This is a genomic window from Janthinobacterium sp. 67, assembly GCF_002797895.1.
Classification (GTDB): domain Bacteria; phylum Pseudomonadota; class Gammaproteobacteria; order Burkholderiales; family Burkholderiaceae_D; genus Janthinobacterium.
Window position 1 is genome coordinate 5,503,976 of record NZ_PGES01000001.1, and the last position, 16,595, is coordinate 5,520,570.

The window sequence follows — 16,595 nt, forward strand, 5'->3', positions numbered from 1 at the left end:
CCCTTTCATCGATAGAGGTGGATCGAGTGTACTCCAGGCGCCAAAAAGGCACAGGACGATGCTGTATTGCATCATTTTTGCCATGACCCATCTATATTTTTGCGATTTCCTGCCGTTAAAGACAGGCGAGTTCCCCTTATTTATCTTGTTATCAAAGCGATCAGTCCATGCAGAGCAGCATCTTTTCCCGTTGGTCCCTGATCGCGTGCGCCGCCGCCAGCCTGGCTTTGCCGTCTGTGGCGGGCGCGGCCGAACTGGGCGAGATGGCGGTGCTGTCGCACGTGGGCCAGCCCCTGCTGGCCGAAATCGAATTGACGGCCCTGGCGCCCGACGAAGCCAGCGGGGTGGCCGTGCGCCTGGCCTCGTCCGATGTGTACCGGGGCGGCGGCATCGGCATGGACCCGGCCCTGCAAACCTTGACGATCAGCCCGCTGGAGCGTGGGGGACGCCACTATGTGCGCGTGAGCACCCGGCAGGCCATCCAGGCGGGGCATGTGCATTTGTATTTATTGCTGGGCAATGGCAATGGCGCCGTCGTGCGCCTGGCTACCTTGTGGCTGACACCGGCGCCGCCCGCTGCCGTCAGTGCGCCACTCCGGCCCGCCGTTCCCGCGCCCGCGCCTGTCTCCACGCCTGTGCCGTTGCCACGCGCCGTACCCGTCGCGCCATCGCCCGACGCCGCCGCGCTGGCGGCCCGCGCCCGTGCCGAGGGCCTGGTGCGTCCGCCGCGCGTGTTCGTGCCGCCGCCCGCCATGCCCATGCAGATGGCTCCCGCGCCGCGTCCGCCGCGCCGCGCCACGGCGCCCGTGGCCGCTTGCGCGCCGCAAGCCGATATGGAGCAGGCGCAAGCATGTGTGGCGCTCGATGAGAAAAACACGGCCCTCAATGCCAGGCTTGGCGAACTGGAAGGCAAGCTCGGCGCTTTGCAAAAGGCGCTGGCGCTGCCTGCCGCCGCCGTCGCTGTAGCGCCAGTCGCCGCGCCCGCCGAGGCGCAGGCGCGGGCGCCCCATGCCAAGCCCAAGCCGCTGCACGCGGCGCCCGCCGCCGACAAGGAAAAGAAGGGGGGCGGCAACGGCATGCTGTGGCTCGGTCTCGGCACCCTGGTCTTCCTGCTGCTGACTGCCCTCATCGTGTATGTGGTGCGCAAGCGCAGGCAGGCGACGGGGCCGCGCGCACCGTCGAAATACTGGGTTCTGCTGCGCAAGCCGTTTGGCCGCAAGAAAAAAGATGTGCCCGTGCTGACGGAAGCCGTGGAAGAGGGCGCGGTGGCCGAAGCGGAGCCTGAGCCGTTCTCGCGTTGACGAGGTGGCAAATCCAGGCCGAAATTTGATGTAAAAAAAGATATTGAAAAAATACAGGAAAACGCCGGCCAATCGCGTTGCCTTTTTTTTAAAGATGGTGATATGATGAATTCAGTGGACTTGCTCTACGACAAAACAGCCCCAGCCTGGCGCAGCCACCAACGATAGTGTGGCGCGGCAAACAGGTGTAGCGTTGCATAAACGCCTGGGTCTGGAAGCGGTTCGCGATGCCAACGATGTGCTCGCGAACGCCGGATGCAACCGGCAGCGAGGCGACGCCAGGAGATACCTGGGGCTCGCCTTCCACATTCCCCTCCTTGCTTCCCGGGCGCCGCAGATGGCGCGCTCGCTGCGAAGGCGGCAGATGTAAAAAAAGCACCCTCGGGTGCTTTTGTGTTTTCTGGCGCGGCAAGTTTCACATGCGTGCGCGCGCACCTTGCATGGCGTTCGGCAGCTGCGTCATCCACGGTTCCGTGATGGCGCGGATTTCGCGGTCATTGGCCAGGATTTGCTTGAGCAAGTCAATCTTGCGCAGGCGCGAGGCGCCGGCCAGGGCAGGGGCCTTGCCCGTCATGGTCGCGCTGGCGGCGCTGGCGCACTGGTTTTCCAGGGTATCCAGGCCATCCCAGTCGCTCGAACGTGCGGCCACGACCATTTTATTGGTCATTCCTGCAATATTTTCGTACATCGAAAGAACGTCGTTGGAGGTCATGAGCACACCCGTAACTAGTGAATGGATTACCGCTTGTCAAGATTAACGGCAGGTCCAGCAGGAACTTGAGGGTGTTTTTGAAAAAAAATGAAAATAATTTAGATGATTGCCTGCCTGCTGCCGGAATCGCCCGCCAAGCCGCATGGATGCAGGGGGAGAATTCCGGCAGCGGCGGACTTATTTGACGAGTTCTTCCAGTCCCGCGCTCAGTTCGGCCGGCGGCGGCATCTTGTCGATCAGTACCGAGGGCGGCAAACCGAGCGCTTCGGCCACGTCGCCGGGGTAGCAGGCGATGATTTCTTCATTGCTCAGTGCGTTCTCCTCGATGCGGGCGCGCCAGGCGGCCAGGTGGATGATGGCGGCCAGGCGATTCAACGGTGTCTTGGCCAGCGGATCGGGAAAGGCGGCGATGGCGTCGGCAAAGGCGGCGGGGAACTTCCAGCGGCGCGCCAGTTCGGCGCCCACCTGCGCATAGTCATAGCCCAGCGACACCCGCTCGGCGTCGAGCCGGCGCGCGTCGAGCGGCGGGGCGATCTTGTCGAGCTGCATGGCTTGCTCGGGCATGGCGGCATGGATCACCAGTTGACCGATCGCATGCATCATGCCGACCGTGAACGCCAGGTCCTGGTTGTCGCCCGTCTGTCTGGCGATCCAGCGGGCCGACACGGCGCTGTGCAGGCTGTAGCGCCAGAACTGGGGCAGGTTCAGCCCGGGCACGGTCTTGTAGCCGCTGACCAGGCCCGAACTGATGACGAGCGTGCGCACGGTTACAAAGCCGAGCATCAGCACGGCGTCTTCCACCGTGCCGATGCTGCGCGAGACGTGGTAATACGCCGAGTTTGCCAAGCGCAGCAGCTTGGCGCTCAAGGCCGGGTCCGCTCCCAGCTGGCGCGCGATGTCTTCGGTGGAGCTGGCGGGGTTGTCGAAACTGCGCACCAGTTCATCGACGATCTTCGGGGCGGCAGGCAGGGCGTGGGGTTGCTGGAACAGCGCTTCCAGTTGCATGGCAATCTCCTTGGCGTTCGCGCGGCATGGGGTCGTGAAACTATATGCCGATTTTTTATGCGCATGCAAAAAAATTGCGGGATGCTCTTTTCATGGGAAACAGGCTATGATTTTGACTATTCCATCGAAAGGATCGCCATGCACGGTTTGTGTTTTTCCTGGGCCCGGACGCCAGTCCAGGCTGCCATCGTCCTCGCCCTGGCCGGCGTCTCGCTGATCGGTTTGCCGGTCCAGGCGCATGGCCAGCAAGCGGCGGCCGCCGCGGTGCCTGCTGTCCCCGCTGCCGCCACGGTCTTGCCCGGCGACGATTTCTACGATTATGTGAATGGCGACTGGCTGCGCAATACGGAGATTCCCGCCGACCGCAGCAGTTGGGGCTCGTTTGCCATCCTCGCCAACGCCACCAACGAGCGCATCATTGCCCTCGTCGAAGGCCTGGCGGCGGCGCCGCAGGCCGATGCCTCCGCGCGCCAGGTCAGCGATTTTTACCGTTCCTGGATGGATGAATCGGCTATCGAAGCGAAAGGCTGGGCGCCGATCAAGCCGCTGCTGAAGAAGATCGATGGCATACGCGACCAGGCGGGACTGGCCCGCGCGCTGGGCGAAAGTCTGCGCGCCGATGTCGATCCGCTCAATGCCACCAATTTTTATACGGAAAATCTGTTCGGCCTGTGGGTGGCGCAAGACTTGAACGACACCACGCGCAATGTGGCTTATCTGCTGCAGGGCGGACTGGGCTTGCCCGACCGCGCCTTTTACCAGAGCGACAGCGCCCGCATGCAGAGCTTGCGCGCGGGCTACCAGGCGCATATCGCCGCCATGCTCAAGCAGGCAGGCTACAGCGATGCGCCGGCCCGCGCCGCGCGCGTGTTTGCGCTCGAGCAGCAAATTGCCGCCAGCCACGCCAGCCGCGAGGATTCGGCCGATGTCGCCAAGGGCAATAATGCGTGGCGCGCCGCCGACTTCGCCAGCAAGGCGCCCGGCCTGGACTGGAAAACCTTCTTCCAGTCGGCCGGCCTCGGCAAGCAGGCGGATTTCATCGTCTGGCATCCGACGGCCATGACGGGCAGCGCGGCCCTGGTAGGTAGCGTGCCGCTGGCCACGTGGAAGGATTTCCTGGCCTTCCACGCGATCAACCATTTCAGCACGACCTTGCCGAAGGCGGCCGCCGACCAGCGCTTTGCCTTCTATGGCAGCGCCCTGAGCGGCACGCCGCAGCAGTCGCTGCGCAGCAAGCGCGCGCTGGCCGCGACGAATGCGGCCTTGAGCGACGCCGTCGGCAAGCTGTATGTGGAGCGCTATTTCCCGCCTGAATCGAAAGCGCGCGTGCAAGACATGGTGACGAATATCGTCGCCGCCTTCTCGCGCCGCATCGACAAGCTGGACTGGATGGCGCCGGCTACCAAGGCGCAGGCGCAGGAAAAACTCAAGACCCTGTACGTGGGCGTCGGCTATCCGGAGCGCTGGGAAAATTATGCGGGCTTGCGCGTCGTGCGCGGCGATGCGCTGGGCAATGTGCAGCGGGCGGAACAGTTCCATTACCGGCAGGAACTGGCCAAGCTGGGCCAGTCTCCCGACCGCAAGGCCTGGGCCATGCCGGCGCAGCTGGTCAATGCCGTCAACCTGCCGCTGCAAAATGCGCTGAATTTCCCGGCCGCCATCCTGCAGCCGCCGTTCTTCGATCCGACAGCGTCCGACGCGGCCAACTATGGCGGCATCGGCGCCACCATCGGCCACGAGATCAGCCACAGTTTTGACGACCAGGGCGCCCAGTTCGACGCCCAGGGCAAGCTGCGCGACTGGTGGACGCCGGCCGACCTGGCGCATTTCCAGGCAGCCTCGAAGCAATTGGTGGCGCAGTTCGCGGCCTACAAGCCGTTCCCCGACCTGGCCGTGAATGGCCAGCTGACCCTGAGCGAAAACCTGGCCGACCTGGCCGGCGTGGCGGCCGCGCATGACGCGTTCACCCTGTCGCAGCAGGGCAAGCCGGCGCAGCCGGGCGCGGACCGTGATTTCTTCATCGGCTACGGCGTCAGCTGGCGCAGCAAGGCGCGCGAAGCGGCGGCGCGCCAGCAAATCCTCACGGATGGCCACGCGCCGGCGCAATACCGCGCCGCCACCGTGCGCAACCTCGACGCCTGGTACCCGGCCTTCGACGTCAAGCCGGGGCAGCAGCTGTACCTGGCGCCGGAACAGCGCGTGCGCGTCTGGTAGCAGATGTGGACGGTGCCGGCACGCAGCGCGCCGGCACCGTAAAATGGCGGAACATATCGACAGGACCGCCATGAAGCCGACCCCACCGCAAGACCCGCAAGACCCCATCCACGCCATCACCGGGCGCACCCTGGCCCATTACGACGCCAGCGCCGAGCAGTTTTTCGAAGGCACGCGCGACCACGACGTCAGCCAGAACATCAGCGCGCTGCTGAATGCCATCGGCAAGCCGGCGCCTTTGGCGATCCTCGACCTCGGTTGCGGCCCCGGCCGCGACCTGAAAGCGTTCACGGCCATGGGTCACCACGCCACCGGCGTCGATGGCAGCGCCCGCTTCGTCGAGATGGCGCGCGCCTACAGCGGCTGCACCGTGTGGCAGCAGGATTTCGTCGACCTCGACTTGCCAGCCGCGCACTTCGACGGCGTGTTCGCCAATGCCGTGCTGTTCCACGTGCCCAGCGCCGTCCTGCCCGGCGTGCTGCGCGCCTTGTACGCGTGCCTGAAGGAGGGCGGCGTGCTGTTCAGCTCGAACCCGCGCGGACACAACCAGGAAGGCTGGAACGGCGCGCGCTACGGCAGCTACCACGACGAAGCGACATGGGCCGCGTACGTGCAGGCGGCCGGTTTCAGCCTGGTCGAGCAGTATTACCGTCCGTCCGGCCTGCCGCGCGAGCAGCAGCCGTGGCTGGCGACGGTATGGCGCAAAGCGGGCTGATTTCGCGTAATTAGCTGATTTTTGGCATGTGTTAGGGACCGTACATAGTTTTTGCAACCTCAAGCGTAGTATGGACACATCGACACGCAGCAAGCAGTTTGCAACGGCGTGTGAGCCGCAGTACCGGCCCTTCGGGGCAGGACAACAGATGTACCAACTACAGTGAGGATTTATCATGAACAAAGATCAAGTCGAAGGTAAACTGAAGGAAGTCGGCGGTAAAATCCAGGAAGCCGCTGGCAAAGTCGTCGGCAGCGAAGAACAGCAAGCCAAGGGCCTGGCAAACCAGGTCGAAGGCAAAGTGCAAAAGAAAGTGGGCGATGTGAAAGACGCGGTGGAAACCGTCACGCGCAAGCCGTAATCTGACGCACGCATAAAAAAAACCGCCGCCTGTCGCAAGACAGGCGGCGGTTTTCATTTGCGGGCGCGCTTTACTTCGCGACGCCCAGGTTCTGCTTGAAGAACATTTCGATTTTCCTGTACACGTGGCGCTGGCCTGCGCGCGACGAGATGCCGTGCTTGGCGCCCGGGTACGTCATCAGGTCGAATTGCACGCCGCGGTTCACCAGCGCGTCGATCAAGCGCGTGCTGTTGCTGAACAAGACGTTATCGTCTGCCATGCCGTGCACCAGCAGCAGCGGCGACTTCAAGCCGTCCAGGTGGGCGAACACGGTGCTGGCCTTGTAGCCGTCCACGTTTTCCTTCGGCATGCCGAGGAATTGTTCCGTGTAGTGGGTGTCGTACAGCGACCAGTCGGTGACGGGTGCGACCGAGACGCCCATGGCGATCTTGTCGGAGGCTGCCGACAGCAAGCGCAGGGTCATGAAGCCGCCGTAGCTCCAGCCGAACACGCCGATGCGCTTGGCATCGACGAAGCTTTGCTGGCCCAGCCAGGCTATGCCGACCAGCTGGTCGGCCACTTCGGCCGCGCCCAGGTTGTGGTAGATGGCGTCCGTGAACGCGCGCTCGCGGCGCGACGAACCGCGGTTATCGAGGCGGAAGACGACGAAGCCCTGCTGCGCCATGTACTGGTCGAAATTGTTGCCCCAGCGGCGCGCCACGTGCTGCGAGTGCGGGCCGCCATACGTCGACAGGTAGACGGGGTAGCGTTTGCCCGCGTCGAAGTTCGACGGTTTCACCAGCGAGTAGTGCAAGGTCTGGCCATCGTTGGCCTTCAGGGTGCCGTACTCGGTCGGCAGGTGGTCCGCCTTGTACTTGAAATACGGGTGGCTCGCGTTCAGCGCGTTTTCTTCCAGCCAGCCCACCATGGCGCCGTCCGGGCGGCGGATGCTCACTTGCGGCGGCGTGGCCGGGTCGGAATAGGTGTCGACGAAGACTTCGCCATTGCGCGAGAACGTCGTGTCGTGCCAGCCATCGGCTTTCGTCACGCGCTGCGGCTTGTCGGCCGTGCTGCCATCGAGCGCCAGTGCGTAGGTCTGCTTGTCGATGACGGCGTCGCGGTTCGACGCGACGAACACTTTGCCGGTTTTCTGGTTCACGGCCAGCACGCCGTCGATGCCCCACTCGCCGGAAGTGACCGGGTGCAGCAGCTTGCCGCCCATGTCGTACAAATACAGGTGATTGCGGCCCGTGCGCTCGGACGACCACAGGAAGGTGCCGTTGGACAGGAAGCGCAGGTCGTCATGGATGCTGACCCAGGTCTTTGACGTTTCCGTCAGCAAGGTGCGTTGCGCCAGCGTGCTTGCGTCGACGGCGACCAGGTCGAGGGTCTTCTGGTCGCGCGACTGGCGCTGGTACACGAGCGACTTGCTGTCCGCGCTCCAGTCGGCGCGCACCAGGTAGATGTCCGGGTTCGTGCCCAGGTCCACCTGGCGCTGCGCGCCCGTTTCCGGCGAGACGATCAGCAGCTGCACCAGCACGTTCGGGTCGCCGGCGGCAGGGTAGCGCTGCTCGACGACGTCCGTGCGGTCGGCAAAGATTTCGAAGCGGCGCACGACGGGCACGGGCGCTTCGTCATAGCGCTTGTAGGCGATGGCGGAATCGTCCGGGGCCCAGTAGTAGCCGGTGCGCTGGCCCATTTCTTCCTGCGCCACGAATTCGGCTTCGCCATTGTGGATGGCACCTTTGCCATCGGTCGTCAGCTGGCGTTCCTGGCCCGACTTCAAGTCGATCACATAGATGTTCTGATCGCGCACGAAGGACATGTAGCGGCCTTTCGGCGAGATTTTCGGGTCGAGCACATTGCCCTTGGCGACCAGGCGCGCCTTGTCCGGACGGGCCGCGTCGACCAGGTACAGATTGCCGGCCAGCGGTACCAGCAGCTGCTTGCCATCGGGCGACCAGCTGTAGCTGAGAATGCCGTTCAGGCTGGCCGTGCGCTCGCGTTCGCGGCGCGCCTGCTCTTCGGGCGAAATCGTTTCATTCGGCACCAGCGCCTTCGAGTCGACCAGGCGGTGCGTGCTCTTGTCCTTCAGCTTGAATTCCCACAGGTCGAGCTGGAACTGGTTGTCGGCGCGGCCGCGCAGGAACGTGACTCTCTCGCCATCGGGCGAGACCTTCAGGTTGCGCACGCCGGGGCCGGCCAGCGCCGGATCGGCGTGGATGCGTTCCAGGGTCAGCTTTTCAGCCGATGCGGGAACGCTGGCCATCGCGGCCAGAAAACAAAGAATAAAACGCATGGATGTCTCGGTGATTGTAAAAGAATGGCCAAGCTGATGCTTGACGGCAAACGATACCAGAGCACGGCGTTTAATGCGATAGGGCAGGCCACGGAATAAGCCGTCGATTACCTGCTTTACTTCGGCGTAATGGCGAAGAAAGCAATGTTTTATATGGTGATGTGGGCAGTCGGCGCGCATTCATTGCGCGCCGACTGCTCCTTCAACGGGCCTCGCGCAGGCGCTGCAGCGACAGTCGGTTCAAATACCAGGTCAGCAGCACGGCGGCCACCGTCAAACCCGTCACCAGGCCGATCCAGAAACCGGCGGCGGCCATCGGCTCGGCCGGCGACCAGATGAAGCCTTGCGGCGCGAGGCCCAGCACATAGCCGATCGGCAGCGAGAAGCCCCAGAAGGCCAGCAGCTGGATCAGCATCGGCTGGCGCGTCACCTTGTAGCCGCGGATGGCGCAGGACGTCGCCACCTGCGTCGCGTCGGACAGCTGGAACAGGGCGGCGAACAGCAGCAGCTGCGCGCACAGCGCCTGCACCTGCGGGTCGGACGTGTAGGCTTGCGCGATCTGGTGGCGGAAGATGGTGATGACGGCGGCCGAGACGATGGCCGCCGTCAGCGACATGGCCACGCCCACCCACGAAATGAAGCGGGCGCGGCGCAAATTGGCTTCGCCCACGGCGTGGCCCACGCGCGTGACGAGCGCGATGCCGAACGTGAGCGGCACCATGAAGACGACGGACGAGAAATTCAGCGCGATCTGGTGCGCCGATACCTGGATCACGCCGAAGCGGGCGACCAGCAGGCTGATGACGCCAAAGGCGCTCACTTCGGCAAAATAGGTGACGCCGATGGGCAGGCCCAGGCGCAGCATGGGGCCGATGGACGACAGCTGCGGCCATTCCCAGTGCGTGAACGGATACGTGGCGTGGTAGGCGGGCGCGATCCTGATCCAGGCCAGCATGGCCAGCAGCATCATCCACACGCAGCAGGTGGTGGCCACGGCGCAGCCCACGCCGCCCAGTTTCGGCATGCCCCAGTGGCCGTAGATCAGCAGGTAATTGACGAAAATGTTCAGCGCCAGCGCGGCCAGCGCGATCACCATCACGGGCTTGGTCTGGTTGATGCTGGTGCTGTAGCCGTACAGCGCGCGGTAGGCGGCGAACGGCGGCAGCGCGCAGCTGATGATGTGCACGAACAGCTTGGCCTTGGCGGCCACCGCCGGTTCCAGCATCAGGTGATCGAACACGAGCGCCGCCATGTTCGTCAGCAGACAGGCCACGAGGCCCACGAGCAGCGCCTTCCACAGCGACTGGCGCACGATGTGCGGTACCTTGTCGTGGCGCGCGGCGCCGATTTCATGCGCCACCAGGGTATTGATCGCCATCATGATGCCGCTCACGGTGACGAGCACGATGGACCAGATGGCCGCGCCCAGCGACACGGCCGCCAGTTCCTCGGGGTTCGTATGGCCCGTCATGGCCACGTCGGCCGCGCCCATGCCGACGGTGGCCAGCTGGCCGATCAGGATGGGCCAGGCCAGCTTCCACAGCGACGCGACTTCAGTGCGGATGGCGGGCAGGGTGAACGAGGTAGTGTGTGGCATGGGCGGCAAGCTTGTCTAAACACAAGATTCTACCGGCATTCGCCGTGCTTGTCCGCCGTGGCGCCCAGGGCGTCCGGACACGGTAATCATTTGTTACAGCTAAGTGGGCCGGTCGCGGATAGACTGCGCGCTCTATTTGGCAAAATGACCAAATAGTCAACCGCAGTACCCTGACTATGGAGTAAGACCATGTTGAAGAAAGCCTTGAACTGCGCCCTGTTGCTGGGCGCCGCCATGACGGCCGAACTGGCCGGCGCCGGCGAACTGACCCTGTATTCGCGCGACGATTATCACGGCCGCTCGCACACCGTGCGCGATACGGTCGCCGACCTCGAAGACGTCAATTTCAACGACACGACGCAAAGCATCCGCGTGCGCTCGGGTCGCTGGGAGGCGTGCGAGGAAGCGGAGTTCCGCGGCGCCTGCTTCCTGCTCTCTGCGGGAGAATATCCGTCGCTCGATGGCCGCGCCAACAAAATCAGCTCGCTGCGCGAAGTGCGCGGCGGCTGGGATGGCAGGCATCCGGGACGCGACCGCGACTGGGAGCGTGACCGCGAACATGAGCATGAGCATGAGCGCGGGCATCTGCCTGGCCGCGCCATGGGCGGCGAGCTGACCCTGTACACGCGCGACGACTTCGCCGGCCGCAGCCTGACCGTGCGCAATGGCGCGGCCGACTTGCGCGAGCGCGATTTCAACGACACGGCGCAAAGCGTGCGCGTGCGCACCGGCTACTGGGAAGTGTGCGAGGACGTGGGCTTTCGCGGTCGCTGCCGCACCCTGCAACCGGGCGAGTACGCAAGCCTCGAGCGCATGAGCAACCGCATCTCGTCGGTGCGCGAAGTGCGCTGATACGGGTCAGCGAGTACCTCAAATGCCAATAACCGGCTCCCGCAGGGCCGGTTATTGCTTTTGGTAACAATTTATTGTGCCTTTCCCATACTTTGTTACACCGTTTTTTCTGTGGATGGCTACACTGACATCCGTTGTCATGTAGATCATGCATACGCTTTGACGAAAGAGTCGACGATCTTCCGCGCGGGCTGGCACTTGTTACAATGGCATCCTGGCGTTTTGGCCAGGCAAATCATCACCAAAGAATGAAGAATGGAGTTAATCATGACGGGCCCTTTCAAACACACGCTGGCATGCGCGGCCACCTTGCTGCTCTCGCTGGGGGCCCATGCGGGCGATATCACCTTGTTCGAAGACGTAGATCTGCGTGGCCGCGCGGTGAACCTGCGCGAGACGACGGATGACCTGTCGCGCTTTGGCTTCAACGACAAGGTGTCGAGCATCCTGGTGCGTTCGGGCACGTGGGACGTGTGTACCGATGCCGGTTTCCGCGGCAATTGCCGCACCCTGGGGCCGGGCGAATACCGCTCGATGCCGGGCATGAACGACGCCATCAGTTCGGTGCGCGAGTCGGGCCGCGGCGATGGCAACAATCCGGGACGTCCCGGACGCGATCCCGACCGGGGCCATGGCGGCGGCTATGGCCGTGGCGGCACCCTGGAAGTGTATTCGGGCGCGGGCCAGAATGGCGGCTCGGCGCGCCTGAACCGCGACACGGACGATTTCGTCAATATCGGTTTCAACGACCGCACCACCAGCATCGTCGTCTATAACGGCTACTGGCAGCTGTGCAGCGATTCGAACTACAACGGCGTGTGCCGCATCTTCGGCCCTGGCCGCCACGACGACCTGGGACGCGGCCTCGATGGACGCGTCTCGTCGGCGCGCATGGTCGACGAGCGCGAAGCGCGCCGCCAGCAGCAGTACGATAACCAGTACCAGCGGCCGCAATACGACCAGCCGCAATATCCGCAATACCAGCAGCCGCAGTACCAGCAGCGCGGCGCCGTGCTGCTGTTCCCCGAGGCGGGCATGCGCGGCGAACCGCTGGCGCTGGACCACAATGCGGAAGACCTGGTGCGCTACAACTTCAACGACCGCGCCTCGTCCATCGTCGTCAACGAGGGCCAGTGGGAAGTGTGCAGCGATTCGAACTTCCACGGCCGCTGCGAAGTGATCGGGCCGGGCGAGTACGGCCGCCTGAACGCGATGGAAAACCAGATTTCCTCGCTGCGCCGCGTGCGCTGATTTTCTCCTGCCGCCATGCGGACAGGCCGCCTGCCGGGTTGATCCCGCCAGGCGGTTTTTACATGCGCTGCCGTGCGCTGACATTTGCTTGCCCTTTGTTACACTCGCCGCCTGCCGCCTGGTCTACACTGGCGAAAATGTCATCAGTATTGGAGTTGTCATGGTTCGATCTTTCCGGCCCGCGCTGTTATGCGCCGCCACCTTCCTCGCCCCCCTTGCCGCATCCGCGGGCGAAATCACCCTGTTCGAGGACGCCGGTTTCCGTGGCCGCCCTGTCACCCTGCGTTCCGACACGGGCGACCTGTCGCGCATGGGCTTTAACGACAAGACCTCGAGCATCATCGTGCGCTCGGGTAGGTGGGAAGTGTGCAAGGACGCCAATTACCGTGGCAACTGCCGTACTTTCGGACCTGGCCGCTACGACAGCATGCCGGGCATGAACGACGCCGTGTCTTCCGTGCGCGAAGTGGGCCGCCCTGGCCATGGCGGCGGCGACCACCGTCCGTATCCGCCGCGCCCGCCGCGTCCGGAGCCGGACCGTCCTCATCCAGGCTATCCCGGTTATCCCGGCCACGGTGGCGGTCACCGTCCCGATGCGAATGGCGCCGTGCTGCTGTTCCCCGATGGCGGCATGCGCGGCCGCCCCGTGCGCCTGGACCGCGAAGTGCGCGACTTGAGCCGCTATGGCTTCAATGACCGCGCCGAATCGATCGTCGTCAATTACGGCCGCTGGGAATTCTGCGTCGACGCCAACTTCCGCGGCCGCTGCGTGGTGATGGGGCCAGGCAGCTACGGCCGCCTGCACGGTGGCCTCGACCGCCGTATTTCCTCGCTGCGCCGCGTGCGCTGATCGCGGCGCGGGGCGGGCGCCGTATTGTGCGCACGCTGTCCTTTGACCAATTCGTGTACTCTTCCCATAGGCACTTCAACCATGGGGAGCAGGTACGGTGGAATACAAGGACTACTACAAGGAACTCGGCGTCGAGAAGACGGCGTCCGAGGCCGATATCAAGAAGGCGTACCGCAAGCTGGTGCGCAAATACCATCCCGACGTGAGCAAGGAGCCGGACGCCGACAAGCGCACCAAGGCCCTCAACGAGGCCTATGGCGTGCTGGGCGACGCGGAAAAGCGCGCGGCCTACGATGAACTGGGCCGCAACCAGGGCGCCCAGGGCCAGCCATTCCGTCCGCCGCCGGACTGGGGCTCGGGCTACGAATCGTCGGGCGTCGACGACAGCGACTTCTTTGCCGACCTGTTCGCCCACGTGGGCGGGCGCCGCCGCGCCGGCGGCAGTTTCCAGATGCAGGGCGAGGACAGCCACGCCGCCATCACCATCGATTTGCAGGACAGCTACCAGGGCGCCAGGCGCCACATCGTCATGCGCGTGCCCGAGGCGGATGCGCAAGGCCGTGTCGTCACGCGCGAGCGCACCCTGGAAGTGACGATCCCGAAAGGCGTCACGGAAGGGCAGCAGCTGCGCATGAAGGGGCAGGGCAATCCCGGCAGCGGCGGCGCGCCCGCCGGCGACCTGTACCTGGAAATCCGCTTCCGGCCCGATGCACGCTACAAGGTGGAAGGGCGCGACGTGTTCGAGACGGTGCCCGTCACGCCATGGGAGGCGGCACTGGGCGGCGACATCGACGTGCCCACGCCATCGGGCACGGTCACCGTCACCGTGCCGCCCAATTCGCAGACGGGCCGCAAGCTGCGTCTGAAAGGACGCGGTATTCCCGCCGCCCAGCCGGGCGATCTGTATCTGCTGCTGGAAGTGGTGCTGCCGCCGGCGAACGACGACAAGGCGCGCGAACTGTATGCAACCATGGCGCGCGAGATGGCTTTCAATCCACGCCAGAAGCTGGGAGGCTAAATCATGACGAACAAGGTAATTGGCGAATTGCTGGAAGACCGTGCCCTGAGCCTGGAAGAGCTGGCGCGCGCCTGCGCCGTGGAACCGGACTGGGTGGTGCAGCACGTGCAGACGGGCGTGCTGCTGCAAAATGGCCCGCCGGCGGGCCAGCTGACGGCTTGGCGCTTCACCAGCCTGGACCTGGTGCGCGCGCGCCGCCTGCATGAAATCGAATCCGTGTTCGACGCGAACGCCGAACTGGCCGCGCTGGTGGTCGATTTGTCGGAAGAAGTGGCGCGCCTGCGCCGCCGCCTGCACGTGCTGGGCGTCGAGTAGCGCTTACTCAGACTCGCCGTGGCGCGCCACGGTGAGCCTGGCAATGTAAAACTGCCCGTTGACGACGACCCGGTGCGGTATGCCGGCCACGTCGAAGCCGGGACCGCCGTCTTCCATCCACTCCTGCGCCAGCGAGTCGAATTGCTGCGGCGTCATGCGCAGCATCTGCGCCGTGATGACGAAACGCGCGCCAGGTTTCTGTTTGTTGACGAAGTCGTCGATGCCGGCCATGTGAATCCTTGTAATTGAAAGTTGACCCAAGTAAGGCCGGGGTCGGACCCTCAGGGTCCGACCCCAGTGTCTGCCGTTGGGGGCTAATCATACCTGTGGCCCACTTTTTCTAAAACCCCTGCACCAGCAACGGCAACTGCTCCGCAAAACGTTCAGTGAGCCATTTGCCCGCCTGGCCCGGCGGCGTGTCGGCGCGCTGGATCAAATAAATCGGGTAATTCTCGCCATTGTCGACGGCCAGCGGCAGGTGCACCAGACGGCCTGCCTCCAGGTCGTCGCGCACCATCGCTTCGGGCATGTTGCCCCAACCCAGGCCCGCGCGCAGCAGCGCGTGCTTGGAGCCGAGGTCGCCCAGGCGCCAGTTGCGCAATCCCAGCACGCCGAAATCCTGGCCCTGCGTCAGCACGCTGCGGTCGCTGAGCACCAGCTGCACGTGTTCGCGCGCCACGTTGGAGGCAATCGGCCCGGCCAGCTGCGCCAGCGCGTGGCTGGGGGCGGCCACGGGAATCAGGCGCACGTGGCCGACGGCCAGGCGCTCGAAGACGCTGGCCGTGGCCGTCATCCAGCCACCGAGGCCGATGTGGCAGCTGCCATCCATCACCAGTTGCGCCACGGCGCCCATGGCTTCGATGCGCAGGCGCAGGGCGACGGTGGGGAACTGCGCCTGGAACGCTTCGAGCACGCGCACCAGCACGCAGGTGGGAAACATCACGTCGACCACCACCGATACTTCCGCTTCCAGCCCGCCGGCCAGCGCCTTGGCCCGCGCGCGCATGCCGTCGACCTTCAGGGCCACGGCGCGCGCGTCGGCCAGCAGGGCCTTGCCCGCGTCCGTCAGGGTGGGCTTGCGCTTGCCGCGGTCGAGCAGCACGACGTTCAGTTGTTCTTCCAGGTTGGCGATGGTGTAGCTGATCACCGATTGCGTGCGGTGCAGCTGGCGCGCCGCGTGGGCGAAGCCGCCCGCGTCGATGACGGCGACGAAGACGCGCAACTGGTCGAGCGAAGGCTGGCCCGGTTCTCTCATGCTGGCTCCATATCTAAAAATTCGATGCTAATCATTTATATTTAAACGGTTTCATCGATAGTAGACCCGAACTATGATGTGTGCAAGTGCAGCAAACGCCGCACCCCATCTATCGATCTTGAAGGAGTGCATCATGGCAAACGTACTACACATCAATAGCAGCGTGCGCAACAGCGGTTCCCTGTCGCGTCAACTGTCGGGCGAATTCGTCGCCAAGCTGGCCGCGCAAGGCGACACCATCGTCGTGCGCGACCTGGCCGCGCAACCGGTGCCGCATCTGACGGAAGAAGTCATGGGCGCGTTCTTCACGCCGGCCGAACAGCGCAGCGCGCAGGCGGCAGCGGCCGTGCAATTGTCCGATACCCTGGTCGATGAATTGCTGGCCGCCGACGTGCTGGTGCTGGCAGCGCCCATGTATAATTTTTCCGTGCCTTCGACCCTGAAGGCGTGGATCGACCACGTGGCGCGCGCTGGCCGCACCTTCCAGTACACGGCCAATGGCCCCGTCGGCCTGGCCACGGGCAAGAAAGCCGTGATTTTCACGGCCAGCGGCGGCGTCTACAGCGAAGGCCCGGGCGCCGCGTATGACTACCTGAGCACCTATCTGCGCACGGCGCTGGGCTTCATCGGCATCACCGACATCGAGTTCGTGCAAGCCGAAGGCGTGGCCATGGGCGAGGATGCCGTCACCAGCGCGATCGCCAAGGGGCGTGCGTCGATCGAGGCGCTGGCTGCCTGATATACGCCTTTCGAGGGATTGCCAAGCTGGCATGCTTGGCATAAGCTTGCCGGCGGCACGCCCCGTGCCAGTCGGCGAGCCGTTCGCCATGAAAGTCCCTCATGCACAAGTTGGCCAGCGCAGTATTGTTCG

At 64.4% G+C, this 16,595-nt stretch carries 16 protein-coding genes; 10 read left to right on the plus strand and 6 right to left on the minus strand.

Annotated elements, in window-relative coordinates; all coding sequences use genetic code 11:
• Positions 1–167 precede the first annotated feature (167 nt).
• Positions 168–1,301, plus strand: coding sequence for a type IV pilus assembly protein FimV (locus CLU90_RS24640; protein WP_100429076.1), 1,134 nt, complete (start codon positions 168–170; stop codon positions 1,299–1,301).
• Between the two features lie 415 nt (positions 1,302–1,716).
• Here the strand turns inward: CLU90_RS24640 and CLU90_RS24645 are convergent, their stop codons facing one another.
• Both CLU90_RS24645 and CLU90_RS24650 read right to left on the minus strand, forming a co-directional pair.
• A complete protein-coding gene (locus CLU90_RS24645) occupies positions 1,717–1,968 on the minus strand; it encodes a flagellar protein FliT (RefSeq protein ID WP_314607443.1) in 252 nt (83 codons plus the stop codon).
• A 222-nt stretch (positions 1,969–2,190) separates the two neighbouring features.
• Positions 2,191–3,018 (minus strand): HDOD domain-containing protein, encoded by an 828-nt coding sequence (locus CLU90_RS24650; protein WP_092715282.1) that lies wholly within the window; start codon positions 3,016–3,018, stop codon positions 2,191–2,193.
• Between the two features lie 138 nt (positions 3,019–3,156).
• Between CLU90_RS24650 and CLU90_RS24655 the strand changes: the two genes are divergently transcribed.
• The 3 genes from CLU90_RS24655 to CLU90_RS24665 all read left to right on the plus strand — a co-directional run bounded on the left by CLU90_RS24655 (position 3,157) and on the right by CLU90_RS24665 (position 6,308).
• Positions 3,157–5,232, plus strand: coding sequence for a M13 family metallopeptidase (locus CLU90_RS24655; RefSeq protein WP_100429557.1), 2,076 nt, complete (start codon positions 3,157–3,159; stop codon positions 5,230–5,232).
• 70 nt (positions 5,233–5,302) lie between these two features.
• On the plus strand, positions 5,303–5,947 hold the full coding sequence (locus CLU90_RS24660) for a class I SAM-dependent methyltransferase (RefSeq protein WP_092715286.1): 645 nt from the start codon (positions 5,303–5,305) through the stop codon (positions 5,945–5,947).
• A 175-nt stretch (positions 5,948–6,122) separates the two neighbouring features.
• On the plus strand, positions 6,123–6,308 hold the full coding sequence (locus tag CLU90_RS24665; RefSeq protein WP_034759763.1) for a CsbD family protein: 186 nt from the start codon (positions 6,123–6,125) through the stop codon (positions 6,306–6,308).
• Between the two features lie 70 nt (positions 6,309–6,378).
• On the opposite strand, the gene CLU90_RS24670 is transcribed toward CLU90_RS24665, so the two are convergent.
• Both CLU90_RS24670 and CLU90_RS24675 read right to left on the minus strand, forming a co-directional pair.
• Complete coding sequence (locus CLU90_RS24670) at positions 6,379–8,586, minus strand: S9 family peptidase (RefSeq protein WP_092714851.1); 2,208 nt, start codon at positions 8,584–8,586, stop codon at positions 6,379–6,381.
• A gap of 202 nt (positions 8,587–8,788) precedes the next feature.
• Positions 8,789–10,183, minus strand: coding sequence for an MATE family efflux transporter (locus CLU90_RS24675; RefSeq protein WP_092714853.1), 1,395 nt, complete (start codon positions 10,181–10,183; stop codon positions 8,789–8,791).
• Positions 10,184–10,372: 189 nt separating this feature from the next.
• Here CLU90_RS24675 and CLU90_RS24680 point away from each other — a divergent pair, with 189 nt between their 5' ends.
• The 5 genes from CLU90_RS24680 to CLU90_RS24700 all read left to right on the plus strand — a co-directional run bounded on the left by CLU90_RS24680 (position 10,373) and on the right by CLU90_RS24700 (position 14,469).
• Positions 10,373–11,035, plus strand: coding sequence for a beta/gamma crystallin-related protein (locus CLU90_RS24680; protein ID WP_092714855.1), 663 nt, complete (start codon positions 10,373–10,375; stop codon positions 11,033–11,035).
• A gap of 267 nt (positions 11,036–11,302) precedes the next feature.
• Complete coding sequence (locus tag CLU90_RS24685) at positions 11,303–12,286, plus strand: beta/gamma crystallin-related protein (protein WP_175539341.1); 984 nt, start codon at positions 11,303–11,305, stop codon at positions 12,284–12,286.
• Between the two features lie 160 nt (positions 12,287–12,446).
• Complete coding sequence (locus tag CLU90_RS24690) at positions 12,447–13,136, plus strand: beta/gamma crystallin-related protein (protein ID WP_092714859.1); 690 nt, start codon at positions 12,447–12,449, stop codon at positions 13,134–13,136.
• 97 nt (positions 13,137–13,233) lie between these two features.
• Positions 13,234–14,154: a DnaJ C-terminal domain-containing protein gene (locus CLU90_RS24695; protein ID WP_092714861.1), complete on the plus strand. Its 921-nt coding sequence runs from the start codon at positions 13,234–13,236 to the stop codon at positions 14,152–14,154.
• A 3-nt stretch (positions 14,155–14,157) separates the two neighbouring features.
• Positions 14,158–14,469, plus strand: a complete 312-nt coding sequence (locus CLU90_RS24700) for a MerR family transcriptional regulator (protein ID WP_046685292.1) — start codon at positions 14,158–14,160, stop codon at positions 14,467–14,469.
• A 3-nt stretch (positions 14,470–14,472) separates the two neighbouring features.
• Here the strand turns inward: CLU90_RS24700 and CLU90_RS24705 are convergent, their stop codons facing one another.
• Positions 14,473–14,700 (minus strand): hypothetical protein, encoded by a 228-nt coding sequence (locus tag CLU90_RS24705; protein ID WP_092714863.1) that lies wholly within the window; start codon positions 14,698–14,700, stop codon positions 14,473–14,475.
• A gap of 109 nt (positions 14,701–14,809) precedes the next feature.
• The gene (locus CLU90_RS24710) at positions 14,810–15,724 is read right to left on the minus strand and encodes a LysR family transcriptional regulator (protein ID WP_092714865.1); all 915 of its coding nucleotides are present in this window, start codon (positions 15,722–15,724) and stop codon (positions 14,810–14,812) included.
• Positions 15,725–15,857: 133 nt separating this feature from the next.
• On the opposite strand from CLU90_RS24710, the gene CLU90_RS24715 reads away from it, so the two are divergent.
• Positions 15,858–16,463 (plus strand): FMN-dependent NADH-azoreductase, encoded by a 606-nt coding sequence (locus CLU90_RS24715; RefSeq protein WP_058051372.1) that lies wholly within the window; start codon positions 15,858–15,860, stop codon positions 16,461–16,463.
• The last annotated feature ends 132 nt before the right edge of the window (positions 16,464–16,595 follow it).

What these genes read in the sequence shown, in the direction of transcription:
- CLU90_RS24640 (WP_100429076.1), top strand. Translation starts at nt 168, where the DNA reads ATGCAGAGCAGCATCTTTTCCCGTTGGTCCCTGATCGCGTGCGCCGCC.
- CLU90_RS24645 (WP_314607443.1), bottom strand. Translation starts at nt 1,968, where the DNA reads ATGACCAATAAAATGGTCGTGGCCGCACGTTCGAGCGACTGGGATGGC.
- CLU90_RS24650 (WP_092715282.1), bottom strand. Translation starts at nt 3,018, where the DNA reads ATGCAACTGGAAGCGCTGTTCCAGCAACCCCACGCCCTGCCTGCCGCC.
- CLU90_RS24655 (WP_100429557.1), top strand. Translation starts at nt 3,157, where the DNA reads ATGCACGGTTTGTGTTTTTCCTGGGCCCGGACGCCAGTCCAGGCTGCC.
- CLU90_RS24660 (WP_092715286.1), top strand. Translation starts at nt 5,303, where the DNA reads ATGAAGCCGACCCCACCGCAAGACCCGCAAGACCCCATCCACGCCATC.
- CLU90_RS24665 (WP_034759763.1), top strand. Translation starts at nt 6,123, where the DNA reads ATGAACAAAGATCAAGTCGAAGGTAAACTGAAGGAAGTCGGCGGTAAA.
- CLU90_RS24670 (WP_092714851.1), bottom strand. Translation starts at nt 8,586, where the DNA reads ATGCGTTTTATTCTTTGTTTTCTGGCCGCGATGGCCAGCGTTCCCGCA.
- CLU90_RS24675 (WP_092714853.1), bottom strand. Translation starts at nt 10,183, where the DNA reads ATGCCACACACTACCTCGTTCACCCTGCCCGCCATCCGCACTGAAGTC.
- CLU90_RS24680 (WP_092714855.1), top strand. Translation starts at nt 10,373, where the DNA reads ATGTTGAAGAAAGCCTTGAACTGCGCCCTGTTGCTGGGCGCCGCCATG.
- CLU90_RS24685 (WP_175539341.1), top strand. Translation starts at nt 11,303, where the DNA reads ATGACGGGCCCTTTCAAACACACGCTGGCATGCGCGGCCACCTTGCTG.
- CLU90_RS24690 (WP_092714859.1), top strand. Translation starts at nt 12,447, where the DNA reads ATGGTTCGATCTTTCCGGCCCGCGCTGTTATGCGCCGCCACCTTCCTC.
- CLU90_RS24700 (WP_046685292.1), top strand. Translation starts at nt 14,158, where the DNA reads ATGACGAACAAGGTAATTGGCGAATTGCTGGAAGACCGTGCCCTGAGC.
- CLU90_RS24705 (WP_092714863.1), bottom strand. Translation starts at nt 14,700, where the DNA reads ATGGCCGGCATCGACGACTTCGTCAACAAACAGAAACCTGGCGCGCGT.
- CLU90_RS24710 (WP_092714865.1), bottom strand. Translation starts at nt 15,724, where the DNA reads ATGAGAGAACCGGGCCAGCCTTCGCTCGACCAGTTGCGCGTCTTCGTC.
- CLU90_RS24715 (WP_058051372.1), top strand. Translation starts at nt 15,858, where the DNA reads ATGGCAAACGTACTACACATCAATAGCAGCGTGCGCAACAGCGGTTCC.